General features: G+C 28.3%; 19 protein-coding genes and 1 other RNA gene. 17 read left to right on the top strand and 3 right to left on the bottom strand.

The window, feature by feature from the left end; translation table 11 throughout:
- A partial coding sequence (locus tag ACY1IQ_RS18830; RefSeq protein WP_461615425.1) for a CotS family spore coat protein occupies positions 1–834 on the bottom strand: 834 nt, incomplete at its 3' end.
- A gap of 600 nt (positions 835–1,434) precedes the next feature.
- Between ACY1IQ_RS18830 and ACY1IQ_RS18825 the strand changes: the two genes are divergently transcribed.
- From ACY1IQ_RS18825 to rnpB, 7 genes are all read left to right on the top strand, one after another.
- A complete protein-coding gene (locus ACY1IQ_RS18825) occupies positions 1,435–2,466 on the top strand; it encodes a deoxyguanosinetriphosphate triphosphohydrolase (protein WP_461615424.1) in 1,032 nt (343 codons plus the stop codon).
- 188 nt (positions 2,467–2,654) lie between these two features.
- The gene (gene dnaG, locus ACY1IQ_RS18820) at positions 2,655–4,415 is read left to right on the top strand and encodes a DNA primase (protein ID WP_461615423.1); all 1,761 of its coding nucleotides are present in this window, start codon (positions 2,655–2,657) and stop codon (positions 4,413–4,415) included.
- A 22-nt stretch (positions 4,416–4,437) separates the two neighbouring features.
- A complete protein-coding gene (rpoD, locus tag ACY1IQ_RS18815; protein WP_039632143.1) occupies positions 4,438–5,493 on the top strand; it encodes an RNA polymerase sigma factor RpoD in 1,056 nt (351 codons plus the stop codon).
- A gap of 110 nt (positions 5,494–5,603) precedes the next feature.
- Complete coding sequence (locus ACY1IQ_RS18810) at positions 5,604–6,491, top strand: PH domain-containing protein (protein WP_461615422.1); 888 nt, start codon at positions 5,604–5,606, stop codon at positions 6,489–6,491.
- A gap of 12 nt (positions 6,492–6,503) precedes the next feature.
- Positions 6,504–7,193 carry a tRNA (adenine(22)-N(1))-methyltransferase gene (locus ACY1IQ_RS18805; RefSeq protein ID WP_461615421.1) on the top strand — a complete coding sequence of 230 codons (690 nt, stop codon included), beginning with the start codon at positions 6,504–6,506 and terminating at the stop codon, positions 7,191–7,193.
- Positions 7,184–7,999 (top strand): Nif3-like dinuclear metal center hexameric protein, encoded by an 816-nt coding sequence (locus tag ACY1IQ_RS18800; protein ID WP_461615420.1) that lies wholly within the window; start codon positions 7,184–7,186, stop codon positions 7,997–7,999. Before ACY1IQ_RS18805 ends, ACY1IQ_RS18800 begins: the two co-directional genes overlap by 10 nt.
- Positions 8,000–8,060: 61 nt before the next feature.
- An RNA gene (rnpB, locus tag ACY1IQ_RS18795) (RNase P RNA component class A) lies at positions 8,061–8,402 on the top strand.
- Positions 8,403–8,459: 57 nt separating this feature from the next.
- Here the strand turns inward: rnpB and ACY1IQ_RS18790 are convergent.
- Both ACY1IQ_RS18790 and ACY1IQ_RS18785 read right to left on the bottom strand, forming a co-directional pair.
- Positions 8,460–8,708: a tyrosine-type recombinase/integrase gene (locus ACY1IQ_RS18790; protein ID WP_461615419.1), complete on the bottom strand. Its 249-nt coding sequence runs from the start codon at positions 8,706–8,708 to the stop codon at positions 8,460–8,462.
- A gap of 24 nt (positions 8,709–8,732) precedes the next feature.
- Positions 8,733–8,903, bottom strand: a complete 171-nt coding sequence (locus ACY1IQ_RS18785; protein ID WP_461615418.1) for a hypothetical protein — start codon at positions 8,901–8,903, stop codon at positions 8,733–8,735.
- Positions 8,904–9,132: 229 nt separating this feature from the next.
- On the opposite strand from ACY1IQ_RS18785, the gene ACY1IQ_RS18780 reads away from it, so the two are divergent.
- From ACY1IQ_RS18780 to ACY1IQ_RS18735, 10 genes are all read left to right on the top strand, one after another.
- Positions 9,133–9,414: a hypothetical protein gene (locus tag ACY1IQ_RS18780; protein ID WP_461615417.1), complete on the top strand. Its 282-nt coding sequence runs from the start codon at positions 9,133–9,135 to the stop codon at positions 9,412–9,414.
- 10 nt (positions 9,415–9,424) lie between these two features.
- On the top strand, positions 9,425–9,694 hold the full coding sequence (locus tag ACY1IQ_RS18775) for a hypothetical protein (RefSeq protein ID WP_461615416.1): 270 nt from the start codon (positions 9,425–9,427) through the stop codon (positions 9,692–9,694).
- A 51-nt stretch (positions 9,695–9,745) separates the two neighbouring features.
- A complete protein-coding gene (locus ACY1IQ_RS18770) occupies positions 9,746–9,934 on the top strand; it encodes a hypothetical protein (protein WP_461615415.1) in 189 nt (62 codons plus the stop codon).
- Positions 9,935–10,173: 239 nt separating this feature from the next.
- Positions 10,174–10,407, top strand: a complete 234-nt coding sequence (locus ACY1IQ_RS18765; RefSeq protein WP_461615414.1) for a PepSY domain-containing protein — start codon at positions 10,174–10,176, stop codon at positions 10,405–10,407.
- Positions 10,408–10,784: 377 nt separating this feature from the next.
- Complete coding sequence (locus tag ACY1IQ_RS18760) at positions 10,785–11,606, top strand: MBL fold metallo-hydrolase (RefSeq protein WP_461615413.1); 822 nt, start codon at positions 10,785–10,787, stop codon at positions 11,604–11,606.
- Between the two features lie 481 nt (positions 11,607–12,087).
- Positions 12,088–12,300 carry a hypothetical protein gene (locus ACY1IQ_RS18755; RefSeq protein ID WP_461615412.1) on the top strand — a complete coding sequence of 71 codons (213 nt, stop codon included), beginning with the start codon at positions 12,088–12,090 and terminating at the stop codon, positions 12,298–12,300.
- 343 nt (positions 12,301–12,643) lie between these two features.
- Positions 12,644–12,796, top strand: a complete 153-nt coding sequence (locus tag ACY1IQ_RS18750) for a hypothetical protein (RefSeq protein WP_461615411.1) — start codon at positions 12,644–12,646, stop codon at positions 12,794–12,796.
- Between the two features lie 24 nt (positions 12,797–12,820).
- Positions 12,821–12,982 carry a hypothetical protein gene (locus ACY1IQ_RS18745; protein ID WP_461615410.1) on the top strand — a complete coding sequence of 54 codons (162 nt, stop codon included), beginning with the start codon at positions 12,821–12,823 and terminating at the stop codon, positions 12,980–12,982.
- Between the two features lie 465 nt (positions 12,983–13,447).
- Positions 13,448–14,209, top strand: a complete 762-nt coding sequence (locus ACY1IQ_RS18740) for a DNRLRE domain-containing protein (RefSeq protein WP_461615409.1) — start codon at positions 13,448–13,450, stop codon at positions 14,207–14,209.
- 153 nt (positions 14,210–14,362) lie between these two features.
- Positions 14,363–14,620: a hypothetical protein gene (locus ACY1IQ_RS18735; RefSeq protein WP_461615408.1), complete on the top strand. Its 258-nt coding sequence runs from the start codon at positions 14,363–14,365 to the stop codon at positions 14,618–14,620.
- The last annotated feature ends 451 nt before the right edge of the window (positions 14,621–15,071 follow it).

Below are 15,071 nucleotides of genomic sequence, written 5' to 3'. Positions count from 1 at the left end.
AGTATTTAAGAAGCTTATGGTTAAATCCAAGCCCCATCTATTTTTTTCTTTTCTTAAAAGTCTTCTTAGGCAATATGAGATATCTAGAGCACAGTAATCAATTTTACATTTATCAAAATCTATAAGCCACAAATTATCATCTTCATCAACTATAAGATTTTTACTAACATAATCGTTATGACAAAGTGAAGTTGTTAAATCCTCTTCTTTAATTGTAATTGCTATGCTATTAGATATTTCAGCAAGTTTTATGTTAGTATCGAAGTTCTTAAGGTAAATCTTAGAGTAGTTATCATGATATTTATATGCTAAGTTAGAATACATAAGCAAATTATTAAAGTGTTTATTTATAGAATTATAAAGACTGCTACATCCAATCTTATTCTTACTACCTAATATAGGTTCAAAATTTTTACTAATATCATGAACTTTGCCAAGATTTGAGGAAGCTAATAATATTTCATAAACTGAGTCAAAGTCGCATTTGTCTCCATTTACCCAAGGAGTTAATATAAATAGCATATTTTCATAAACCACATATCTGCCATGGTTTGTAGTTGATAATATTCTAGGAACATTTATGTTATGACGATACAACCATTCTATAGCTGAATACACAAAAAGGAGTTCTTCAACAGGATAGTAAACTTTTTTTAGACAATATTTATCTTCACCATCTACTATCATATAAACAGCTCTTTGTTTGTCAGTATTCTTTAATTTTACCTGTTCCACTATAGCATTATTCAAATTATAATGAGGCAAAACATGTTTCTTTACATTCTTTTCAGACAATAATTCTATATTATTTTTATAAATCGTTGCAGTAGTCATCATAGCACTCTCCTTTAAACATTACATTATAAGGATATTAAGGAAAAAACATTAATATACATCAATATTAAAAATACTTATAAAAAAGTTTAAATATATAAATAAAGGGTTTTATATTTAAAGAGGCGAATATTCTATAGACACTTACAGTTTTAAAATTCGTTTAATTTAAACTGTCATAATATAAAAGCTATGTTGTAAAGTCTAAAAATATATAAAGTTTTCATGGTAGTTTCTAAATTAGGTTTCTAAATATGAATCTTTAAAATAGTCAAGTTTAGAAACTTAAAAAGATTATAAATTAAAATGGATAAAATAGATTTTCACCTTTTGAATATCATTGGTATTTAAAGGAGAATATATATAATACATTAAAATTTAATGTATAGCTCATAAAACTGTTTACTTTGATAGTTCAATTTATAACTTTAATTATTAAATAATCTGAAATAAGAAATTGACAATTATTCATTAATAATTATTAATTATCAATTTTATAAAAAGAAAAGCTTTACTGATTAAAAAGATTGAGTTATGAATTGAATAGGTACAATCATAAAATTAAATAGCTATATATTAAATTATTAGGAGGAGTGATGGATGAACATAAGAGAAAGAATAGAAAAAAATGAAAAACTTATTCTAAATCCTTATGCAGCATTATCAATTAACTCTAAAGGAAGAGTAATTAAGGAAAAGAAAGACGAAATGAGAACCGATTATATGGTGGATAGAGACAGAATAATACATTGTAAATCTTTTAGAAGATTAAAATTAAAGACTCAAGTGTATATTAAAACTTGGAATGATCACTATAGAACTAGGCTTACTCATACTTTAGAAGTTAATCAAATTGCTAGAACTATAGGAAGAGGGATAGGACTTAATGAAGATTTGATAGAAGCTATTGCACTAGGCCATGATATAGGTCATGTTGCTTTTGCACATAATGGTGAGGAAGTTCTAAATGAATTATTACCTCAAGGATTTAAACATAATGAAAATAGTGTTAGGGTTTTAACAAAAATTGAAAAGTTAGGAAAAGGACTAAATTTAACTTATGAGGTTATAGATGGAATATTGAATCATAGTGGGTTTTCTTCCCAGTCAAAAGGGGCTTGTACTTTGGAAGGACAAGTAGTAAAATATAGTGACAAAATTGCCTATGTGAATCATGATATAGATGATTCTATAAGAGCAGGAATTCTCCGTGAAAGTGACTTGCCAAAAGAAATTATAGAAGTTTTAGGTAGAAATCATAGCAATAGAATTGAAACTTTGGTCAATGACTGTATTTATAATACTTTAGAAAACATTAAAAATAACAATATTCAAGTTACATTGTCAAATAAAGTACAAGAATCTTTAAGTGAACTTAGGGGTTTTATGTTTAAAAATATATATAAAGGAAATATTTTAAAAGAAGAAAGAGAAAAAGCAAAATTTGTTTTAAAGCATGTATACTCATATTTTTACAAACATCCAGAAAAACTGCCATATTTTTATAAGACCATTGCAGATAATGAAGGGCTTGAACAGGGTGTTGCAGATTACATTTCAGGCATGAGTGATGAGTATTGCTTACAGCTTTTTAATGATTTATATGTGCCTAAACAAAGCATTTATATATAATTTATAATTTTACTAAGGCATTATAAAACTACAAAAATTTGCATTTTTGAAGGAAAAATCTAATTTACAAAGAATATATAAAAAGTAAAAAAGTTTATTTTATAAAAATTTATAAGAAAAAAGAAGGATTTTATACTTTTTTGTCGAAAATGACAAAAGTGTAAAATTAAAAGGTGGGATATAATTTAGTGATTTCAGAAGAAGTCATACAAAAAGTAAAAGAACAAACAGATATTATTGATGTAATATCAGAAAGAGTGAGACTCAAAAAATCAGGACGAAATTTCATAGGAAATTGTCCTTTTCATAGTGAAAAGACTCCATCATTCACTGTTTCTCAGGATAAACAAATATATAAATGTTTTGGGTGCGGAGAAGCAGGAAATGTATTTAGTTTTATTATGAAAGTTGAAAATAAGAGTTTTCCTGAAGCAGTTAAAGCTTTGGCTGAAAAGGTTGGTATTGAGGTAGAGGAAAAAAGCAATTTAAATAAAGCTAAAAAAGATAAGTTTGAAAAAATGAAAAAGCTAAATGTGGATGCAGCTAAATACTTCTATGCAAATTTAAGAAGAAATAAAAAAGCTTTCCAGTACCTAAAGAATAGATCTATAGATGAAAGAGCTATGACAAAGTTTGGACTTGGATTTGCATTAGATGAATGGCATGCACTCGGAGACTACTTAAGGGGAAAAGGTTATAGTGATAAGGAGATGTCAGAGTTAGGACTAATTATTAAAGGTAAAAAGAGCAACTACTATGACCGTTTTAGGAATAGAGTTATTTTTCCAGTTTTTGATTATAAGGGTACAGTTATTGGTTTTGGAGGCAGAGTTTTAGATGACTCAAAGCCTAAATATTTAAACTCACCAGAAACACCTTTATTTTTAAAAGGAACCAACTTGTATGGTTTAAATTTTGCCATAAAACAAAATATGAATAGAACAGTTGTTATTGTTGAAGGATATATGGACTGTATTGCACTTCATCAACAAGGTATAACTAACGTTGTGGCAACTTTGGGGACTGCTTTAACAGAGCAACAAGCAAAGTTATTAAAAAGATATGCAGACAAGGCAATAATTTCCTATGATGCAGATTTAGCAGGTCAAAAGGCTACTTTAAGAGGACTAGACATACTAAAAAAATCTGGATTTGATGTTAGGGTTTTATCAGTCCCAAGTGGAAAGGATCCAGATGAGTTCATAAAGACTTACGGCAAAGAAGCCTTTCAGGCATTAATAAATGAAGCTATGCCACTTGTTGATTACAAAATCAAAAAAGTAGAAGAAGGCATAAATTTTACAGATAATGAAATGATAATAAGGTATAAAAATAAAGTCTTGGAAATAATAAAAGACTTAAGTGATTTTGAAAAAAATATATATATAAAACAAGTTGCAGAAAAACTTAAAGTAAAAGAAGAGTTATTAAGCGATGAATTTAACCAAAAAATCAAACAAAATGAAAAAAATGATAATATACAGCATAATTATGGGCAAAATCTATATATAGAACCAGCTCATATTAAGGCTGAAAGAATATTACTTAAGTTTATGTTAACAGATATTGATAGATTAGATTTTATATCTTATGAATTAAAGGATTGCGGTTTTGTATCTTACAGTCATAAAATACTCTATGATTTAATTTTAAAATTTAATGATTTATCTTATGAAGATAAATTAAAACATATCGAGAATAACTGTAATGATAGTGAAACCACAAAACAATTTATTAACTTGATGGAATATGAAATAAGTGGAGATAAGTATGACCTTGATAAAATGATTCATGATTGTGTCAAGATGATTAAAAAATATAGGTTAGAGGAGTCGGAAAAAGAAGTTATGAATAAAATTAAACAGTATGAATCTAAAGGCCTTGTAGAGAAGTCTTTAAAGTGTACACAAGAGTTAATTGATATACAAAAGGCATTAAAAAACATATAAGTTGATGAAGGGAGGTAATGTAATGAAAGATAAAAATACAAAAATAACTGTAGTTAAAAAGCTGATTGAAAAAGGTAAAAAGAAGGGTTCATTAACATATAAGGAAATAATAGATGAACTTGATGAAATAGATTTAAGTCCAGAGCAGATTGAAAAGATATATGAAGTATTAGAATCAATGGAAATAGATGTTGTGGGAGATCTTCAAGAAGAGGAAGAAGAAATAGATATATCTATACCAGAAGGTATTACTATAGATGACCCAGTAAGAATGTATTTAAAAGAAATAGGTAAAGTACCTCTATTATCATCAGAAGAAGAGATAGAGCTTGCAAAGAGAATTGAAGAAGGCGATGCTTATGCAAAAAAGAAACTAGCAGAAGCTAACTTAAGACTGGTTGTAAGTATTGCTAAAAGATATGTGGGAAGAGGAATGTTATTTCTTGATTTAATTCAAGAAGGAAATTTAGGTCTTATTAAAGCTGTTGAAAAGTTTGATTATAGAAAAGGTTATAAGTTCAGTACTTATGCTACATGGTGGATTAGACAGGCGATAACTAGAGCTATTGCTGATCAGGCTAGAACTATAAGAATACCAGTACACATGGTTGAAACTATTAATAAACTTATAAGAGTTTCTAGACAATTACTACAGGAATTAGGTAGAGAACCATTACCAGAAGAAATTGCAAAACAAATGGATATGTCAGTAGATAAAGTTCGTGAGATTATGAAGATTGCTCAAGAGCCAGTATCACTTGAAACTCCGATAGGTGAAGAGGAAGATAGTCATTTAGGAGATTTTATTCCAGATGATGATGCTCCAGCGCCAGCAGAAGCAGCTGCCTTTACTATGCTCAAAGAACAACTAATAAGCCAATTACGTACATTAACTCCAAGAGAAGAAAAGGTTTTAAGATTAAGATTTGGATTGGATGATGGAAGAGCTAGAACCTTAGAAGAGGTTGGTAAAGAATTTAATGTAACAAGAGAAAGAATAAGACAAATAGAAGCTAAGGCTTTAAGAAAGTTAAGACATCCAAGTAGAAGTAAGAAATTAAAAGATTATCTAGATTAGAGCACCAACTTGGTGTTCTTTTTTTAGTACTATTATTCATAAAGTTAAAATATAATTAAATTTACCATCAATGGATTTTATGGTATAATTTGAGCAAAGAAGGTGATAAAATGACGGTATTTACTTCTAAAAAAGATAAAGAAGTAATCTCAATATTGCTATTAGCATTATTGTATAATGTTTTGCTTGTAATTTTGATGAATAATATGCACTCTTATGTAGTTATAAATTTACTAAGATTAATAACTGTAGCTTGTAATTTATATTACTTTTATTATATATTTTTATGGTTATCACTAAAATATGAACTATATGAAGACAAATTAATAATTAATGGTCTAAATGGATTAAAAAAGATAGAGATCCCATTAAAAGATATAGAAGGATATACAAAATTAAGTGGCAAAATTAAAGGTGTAAAATTATCAGGGATTGCAACCAATACTTTTGCATTGGGTAGAACTGTAGTTAAAAAAGTTGGTACTACAAGAATGTTTGTTACTAATAATAAAAATGTTATATATCTAAAAACGCAGGATTGTAACATTGCAATTTCTCCAGAAGATGTGTCCGCAGTAGAAGGTTTATTAAATAAGAATGGTATTTACTTAATGGATTGGGAGACAAAGTTTAATAAGGTAAATAAATTATATAGAAATATAAAATATAAATTACCATTATTTTTAACTAGTATTGTTATTATAATACTTACTATAAATCCATTATTTTTATATGTGACTCAAAGATTACCAGATGTAATGCCAATAACTTTTGATGCAAAGCTAAGACCAGTAATTATGGGGACACCTAAGCAATTTACTTTTACACAAATGACTTATGGAGGGCTAAATATGGGCTTGTTGTTTTGTATGTATTATGCCTCTTACTTTTGTGCTAAATATGATAAAAAAACAGCCTATAGATATTTATATATAGCCTTAGCAGTAGCATCAGTATTTTTATATATGCAAATAAGAATGTTATTAATAGCAATGTAAAGGATGACGAAAATGAACTTAAGTGATAGATTAAAAACCGTAGGTGGAATGATAAAAGATGTTAACACCATTGTAGATGTGGGAACAGACCATGCCTACATTCCAATTTATCTTATTAAGAATAATATCATAGAAAGAGCTATAGCTTCTGATATCAATAGTGGTCCTGTAGAAAAGGCAAAAAAAAATGTCAGTGACTATAATTTAGGAGATAAGATAAGTTGTAGATTAGGTGGAGGGCTCACTACTGTGAAACCTAAGGAAGTAGATGCGGCTATAATAGCAGGTATGGGAGGAAACTTAATTAGAGATATAATTGAAGAAAGCGAAGAAGTTTTTAAAAATCTTGATTATGCTATACTTCAGCCTGTTCAAAATCCAGAGGTGTTAAGGGAATATATTTATAAAAGTGGATACAAAATAATAGATGAAGAACTAGTAAAAGAAGAAGATAAATTTTATGAAATTTTTAAGGTTAAATATGATAATAAGATTAAAGAAATACAACCTATACACTATGAAATAAGTGAAACTCTTATAAAGAAGAAACATCCCGTGATGAAGGAATATTTAGCGTTCAAGTTAGATAAATATACTAAGATTTACAATGGCTTAAATCAAGAAACTGAAAGTGCCATAAAAAGAAAAGAACAATTAGAGAAAATAATTATAAAGCTAAAGGAGTTTTTACAATGTCTTTAAAAGTAAAAGATATTATAAGAATAATGGAAAGCTATGCACCAAGCAAGTTAAAGGAAGACTATGATAATGTAGGACTAATGGTAGGAGATAGTAATGCAGAAGTAACTTCTATATTAGTTGCTCTAGATGCTACATTAGAAGTAATAGAAGAAGCAATACAGAAAAATTGTAATTTTATATTAACCCATCATCCAATATTATTTTTAAAGCCTAAAACAATAACTACAGATAATCTTTTAGGTAAGAAAATAATTAAATTAGTTAAAAATGATATAAACGTATATTCAAGTCACACAAATCTAGACTCTGTTGAAGATGGAATTAATGATATAGCTACAAGGATGCTGGGATATGATGAATTTACTATTATAGCAAATACTTCATTACCAGAGTATAACAATGGGAAAAATGGAATAGGAAGATTAATAAAATTAAAAACATCAGTTAAGTTAAAAGATTTATGTGAAAAGGTTAAAAATAGTTTTAATACACCTTTCATAAGATATGTAGGTGAAGAAAATAAAGAAATCAGCACTATTGCAGTAGTAAATGGCAGTGGAGAAGATTTCTTTGCTATAAGTAAAGCTAAGGGTGCAGATTGTATTATAACAGGGGATACTACATATCATTATGTAAGTGATATAAAAGAAGAAGATGTAGCTATCATAGATGCTGGACATTTTGCTACAGAATGGCCACCGATGATAAGTTTTGGAAAAATTTTCGAAAAATTGCTTAGAGAAAACAATTTTAATAACAAAGTATACATATCAGAAAAAATGCAAGATCCTTATAAATTTATGTAAGTTTTAACTGTAGGAAAAAAATATTTGCATTTATGAATAAACTATGATAACATATATTTTGCGAGTAAGCCAGACAATCGCTGCTGATTTATTCAGGAGAGGAAAGTCCGAGCTCCATAGGGCAGGGTGCTGGGTAACCCCCAGTGGAGGCAACTCTAAGGAAAGTGCAACAGAGATATACCGCCTAAGTTTACTTAGGTAAGGGTGGAAAGGCGAGGTAAGAGCTCACCAGCGTACTGGCGACTGTACGGCTATGTAAACCCCACCTGGAGCAAGACCGAATAGGAAGGTAAATGGGATTGCCCGTCCCGCCTTCGGGTGTGTCGCTTGAGTCCATTGATAACAATGGGCCTAGATAGATGATTGTCAAATACAGAACTCGGCTTATAGGTTTACTCGTACCATTGAAAACACTAGGTTTGTGACTTAGTGTTTTTTATTTTGCCATTCTTTTGTCATTCTAGACCCAGAAATCGAGTATAGAATTTAATTTTTCTGCAGCTTGCCTTTGCATATCTTTATTTACATGGCTATATACATTAAGAGTTGAGCTTATATCTTTATGATCTAATCTAGTTTGTATAACTTTAAAATCTACACCTTGTTGCAGAAGAAGTATGGCGTTTGTATGTCTTAAATCGTGGAATCTTATTTTTTTATCTATGTTAGCTTTCTTTAGAACCCTAGTCATCTTATTAGTATAGTACATTGGGTGTATATATTTATCGTTATTCTATCTCATTATTAAATCATACTTAACATCATCAAAGAAGTTTTCTATATAGTATTCTTCTATACTAGACTTATATTTTTCTTGCATAAGTTTCAATGCTTTTAATTTATCTAATATTCTATCAGAAATATACATTGTTCTTTCTGACTCGTCTGTTTTAGTAGTCTCCATAACTACAAATCCATTTGTATAAACTAAATTATTTTTAATAGATATTAAATTATTTTTCCAATTTATATTTGGCTATTCTACACTATCGAATGAAGAATATTGGATAGAAGTGAATGATGAAACTTTTAATAATAATTTTGAAAGAATTAAATAACTGAGGTAATTAAATGACACCAGGAGAAATTATAGAAAAATAAATATAGCAATATTAGCTTTACAAAGCGGGAACGTGCAACTTAAAACACTGGCTTTAGAGAAGGCAAGAACTAAGAAAGAATATTATATAGAACTTAATAAAAAGATTTTAGAGTTAAAGGCAAATAAATATCCTGCTACATTAATACAGGACCTTGTTAGAGGAGACAGTAAGGTTGCGGAATTACGGTTAAATAAAGATATAGCAGAAAGTTCTTACTATGTGACCATAGATGCATTAAATAATTTAAGACTGGAGATAGAGACATTAAGAAGTATGCTTACGTGGCTTAGGATGGAATTAAAAAATAGTTAGAAGGGCGTGGATGGACAAGACTTTCTTTAGATTAACGGAAAAGAAGTTATATAACTTTTTTAATAGAGATAAGAAAATAGGAAGTATAAAACAAAAGATAGAGCTATTAAATAAAAAATTAGAAAATATAGAAAAGAAATTTAGAGAGATAAATATATTTATACCAGAAGAAAGCAGAAGTATAAATTATGAGGAACGTGTACAGAATTCAAATGATGAATCTAGTTATGCAGAAAGAACAGCTATAAAAATAACAGAAAACCTAGAGAGAAGCGGATAGGAAAACAGAAGAAATAGCTAAACTGGAAGAAGAAATATTGAAGCGAATAACGTGATAATAGAATATAGCCTACAATTTTTAAATAAAGAAGATCAAAACTTTCTTAAGCTTAAATATGAGGGAGGAAAGAATGATTGGCAAGTAGGAAATGAGTTAGGAATGAGTCAACCAACAGCGTATAGGATTAGACAAAAGTTAATAGAAAATATATCAAGGTGGGAAGAATGGATAAAAAGCTGAATAAAAAGTGAATAAAACTTGAATAAATAATACGATAAAGGTGATTTATAATAGTATTATAGAAAGTTTTAAATTAGGCAGTACACAACAGGGATTACAAGTGTTTACAGCTGTTAGGTAGCATCTAGGAAACTAGGTGCTACTTTTATGTAATGATATATAAGTTATCATAAGTCATAAATTTCCAAGTATTTGAATAAAATAGTCGTGTAAATGCTAAAAAGGAAGAGATTCATATAATGAATAATTCATACTATAAAATATGGGATGATTACTGGAAAACGTATCGAGTTACTACTGAAGAAGCTGCTCAAATTGCTTTACAGCAAGTTCCTTATCAATTAGTAAACATTGAATTAGGTATGGAAAATGGCATGTTAATTTATAAAGTTACCATAAGAACTCCTGTTGGAATGTATGAAATAAAAGTAGATACCGAGATGGGAAAGATACTTGAAGTTAATAGTAGGTAGAGGGGCCTTAACAGGGCTCTTTTTTAGCATATAAAGGGATAGGGTTATGAAGCTAACACCAAAACAGAAAATAATTGTAGATTAATACCCATTGGATTTAAATGCCACAGAAATTTATTATCAAATGAAAGATGAGGATTTATAGATGGCATTAAAATGGAGTAAATATTCTATAGGGGATGCCACCAACATTTTCGACAAAACCCAGTAGAAGGGCTTCAATATGGAACTGTAGACAATACAAATATAGCTAGAGCAGCAGAAGGCGGTCACGGTTTGATTGATAAAATAGTTGACGCTTTTACAGAATAACATAAAAATACCTGCACATACTAATTCAGAGAAGTTTATTTAATCACGAAAGAGAGGTTGTTATAATGGGGAATAAGATGGTAGAAGGCCTATCAGCAATGAACACAACATCATTACAAATAACTCCAGATATATTAATAATGAATTTTACAATTGTTAATGCTTCTTTGGTTGGTACCGCTGAAAACTATATTCTTGTAGATACTGGACTTGAAAATTCAGCAAATTTTATATTGCAATGTATTAAAGATAAATTTGGCAGAAACAGCAAACCAAAAGCAATTATTCTTACGCATGGTCACTTTGACCATGTAGGATCGGTTATAAAGTTATGTGAATTATGGAATATTCCAGTATATATTCATCGATTAGAAATGCCTTATGTAACAGGAAAAAAAGACTATCCTGTGGGAGATTCTACTGTTGATAAAGGTATGGTTGCAAAATTATCTCCAACTTTCCCACATACAAGTATTGATATAACTGCTCATGTAGAGGCACTGCCTGATGATGGAAGTGTTCCCGAGATGCCTGAATGGAAATGGATACACACTCCTGGACATACAGAAGGCCATATTTCACTATTCCGTGAAAAAGACCGTGTACTTATTGTTGCAGATGCTTTTTCCACTACAAAACAGGAATCTTTAATGTCTGTAATGACCCACAGGGAGCAGATAAGCGGTCCGCCAAAGTATTTAACCACAGATTGGAAGACGGCAGAGAATTCGGTAAGAATTCTTAGAGATTTAAAACCATCATTAGTAATACCTAGTCATGGTGAACCTATGAAAGGTGAGAAACTTACCAAGCATTTAGATATGCTGGTTAATCATTTTGATGAAATTGCAAAACCTGAACAAGGTCGTTTTGTTACTACACAATAATTAATAATTTTAGTTATTAAAGATAAAACTATGTTTTAGAATTGTGATTTCTGTGGAGCTTTAGATACAGATCTAGAAAAAGAAATACTTAAGAAGATGGAAAAGAATAAAACTAGATCATATAAGCATAGAAAAGCTTTTTAAAAGATGTGATTGTATAGTAAGTTTCATTAGTCCAATATAAACTATTAAAATTAAGTAATACCAATGTTTTATTCACTTAATTTTAATAGTTTTTTTATTTTAATAGTTCCATTATTAAGATGTAATATATAATTTAGAAAACTCAATAGAGCACATTATATCAGAAGAAGTTAATAAAGGTACTTATTACAAAGATATATATCAAATATGTAAAGGTAAATGCAGATTACTTGTAAAATTAAGTTATTTACCAGAGCAAAGATTAATAGCATAATAAATGGACAAATAAAGGATTACCTCCTAAAATGTGGAAACATTTACATAGGAGGGGATAAATATGAAATTAGAAGATTTAATAAATGAAGAAAAAGAATTGAAACAAGTTAAAGAAAATGTAATTAACAAAATTAATGAATTTAAAGAAGTATGCACACAGTTGGAAGATTTACAAAAGAAAAAGGGTGAAGAATTACAAATTCAATGTATGAATGAGGCGGAAAATTTTTTAGAGATGGAAAATTTGAAATTGAGCATGATAATAAATATATAATAGCTAAATATGATAACATAGAAATACAATTTAAAAATGAAAGTGAAGATAAAGAGTTATTATTTTAGATAGTTATAAAACCAATTGGCACTTATAACGCAATTCAAATTAAACCATGTAATAAAGATAATCATATGCTTTGTTATAAGAATAATTTAAAAATAAATAATAACTATATTTATCTTAATGATTTACCTAATTTTATTAATGAATATAGAAATAAAATAGCACTAAGCTAGGTTGGAACACACCTAGCTTTTTTAATACATAAAATTAAAGTAAGGTGAGAGTGTGAAAAAGAAAATAGTACTTTATACAAGATGGAGCAAACACAACTTAGAATGTGCGTGTTCCTTTTTTAATCCTCTGTGATAAGAAGTGGAAAGAGTACGAAGAGTTGGAAGTAGCACTTGATCCTTATCAAGATATAGAGGCGTGTATGAGGCAGAGAAAGTATAAAAGGAATAATGGTAGATTAAAACAGATGGGAGGTTGATATGTGTGAAAGATGATATAAAAAATGTTAATAGATACAATGGAGAAGTTAGGGTGTAAAGAAGAGTTACTAAAAAGATTAAAAGAAATGTACAAAGAAGAACAAAACAAGTTAAATGAAAGACAATATAAAGTGGACCAACTTAAAGATGTAATAGAGAGTATGGAAGAAAGCAATATGATATAAACGATAAAAAGAACAGGAATAACTATAAAAGATATGAAAGTAAAAATAATAGAAGTTAATAATGTGATGAATAGTTTCGGTGAATGTACAGGAGTAGAAATTTAGTATGAAGAAGCCTTATTTAGTCGAATCGTAACACATTGATGTAATTAAAAAGGATTATTAGAAATTGTACCTAGTAATCCTTTTGTTAGTTTATACAAAAATATTGTGTAATTAGCAGATAAAAAATTGTACTAATATTTTTAAAAAGACATAAAGATATAATTTATACCTACAAGTATTTACAAAGTTTTATAAATACTTGTAAGTATATTTGTAGTGAAAAATTGTTGTGATATAAGAAAAATAAAGATTACCTAAATAAAGCTTGAGGCTACTAAATTTCTTAAGTAGCCTTTTTAAAAAAGTTAACATATTGTATTATATATATGCAAAATAAATTATGTAAAAGAGGTGATATAAATGGCCTCTCTTATAATCCCAGGGGATAAAAGTATAACAATTTCAAATAAAATATGTTGTGCAATTAAAGATGAATTTATATTTATTGAAGATATTCATGAAAGCATTAATAAAAGCTATCTATTTTTTAATATAGACAGTATACCAGAGAATGCATTAATATCATCAGCAAAACTTGTGTTGTTTAAAAGTTGCTATGATATTCAGGTTAATAGTTTGATAAATATATATCCATTAAAAGATGATTTTAGTACTTGTACAACCTATAAAGTTCAACCACAAATATATGACTCTTATAAAAAGATTGGAAACGTATCGATAAATAAAATATCAATTGAAATTGATATAATGGATATTGTTATAGCATGGCTTGATGGTACAATTATAAATAAAGGATTAGTTATTGAGGGAGAGACAGGAGTAACTCCTTTATTAAGTTTTGGATCCGCTTCTATTAGCAATAAATATTTAATGCCAATTTTAAGGATAGTATACAATTATTCTTCTTGCAATGGCCAAGGTCAATATGCATATTTACCTGTAACTATAAACTATGCTGATTATGAAAATCCTGCTAACTATGATGATAAATGTAGATTATTAATTTCTATAGTAGTAACTGTGGGAAATAAAAAATATTACGTTTCAAAAGAATATGATTATATACCAAGCCAAGGTATTGATGTAATAAACGTTGCTTATATACCACAAGAAGGCATAATACCTATAATAGAAATTGGATCTTCCTATCATCACCTATAAAAATAAAGTTTAGATGAAAAATTACAAAAAAGATTGAAATAATTAAAAAAAGTTATTATAAAGGCTATTTTTTTAACTGTAACATGTTTTAACTAAATTAATATAATAAAGTATAGGAAATAACCATTTTGAAAAATAATAGAGGTGATTTTTATGGCATTTAGCTTTGGAAGTTTTCAGACTATAACTGTAGACACAAGTACTCTTACTGATCCAAGTGGAACAGATTATACTTTAGTAGTTGTTGCACAAGTAACAGTTACACCAACAACAGGATCACCAGTAGTATATAGGCTTTCACAAAAATATACTGAATTACCAACACCACCGATGACGCTTGATGTAGCATATATACCAATAAAAGATGCTACTGTAACTTCCGGTTATGATATTTCCTATGTTCTTAGCTAATTTTTACAATTGAATTTAATATGAAAATTTATAGTATAAACTATTGAAGAAAGTAAGTAGTTTTATACTTTATTTATTTTTATATGAAAATTATTAAGAATTTAGATAAATTATTTTTTACTATAAATTTTCTAAAAAAGAGTTGAAATAAAAAGGATTATTATGAGCTATATCTAGTAATCCTTTATTTCTATTTTATAAAAGAAAACTTAAATATTTGTAGAATAAGTAAGATAAAGTTTATTATGTGGTTGAAGCGTAACATAGGATGTATTTAAATGCAAATGAATATATAACTGCATCTGCTCTATTAGATGTTGGACATTAACATGAGATGTATTTAAATAAAGTTTTTTCTGGTTTAATCTGTCAAATTTTATGGTTGAGCTTTAACATAAGATGTATTTAAATAAAGACGAATTTAAACAAAGAAGGGAAAAGTTGAACCGTA

It is taken from the genome of Clostridium sp. Marseille-QA1073, assembly GCF_054863625.1.
The sequence above is the reverse complement of the archived record's forward strand: the minus strand, read 5'-3'. Positions and strand labels throughout refer to the sequence as shown.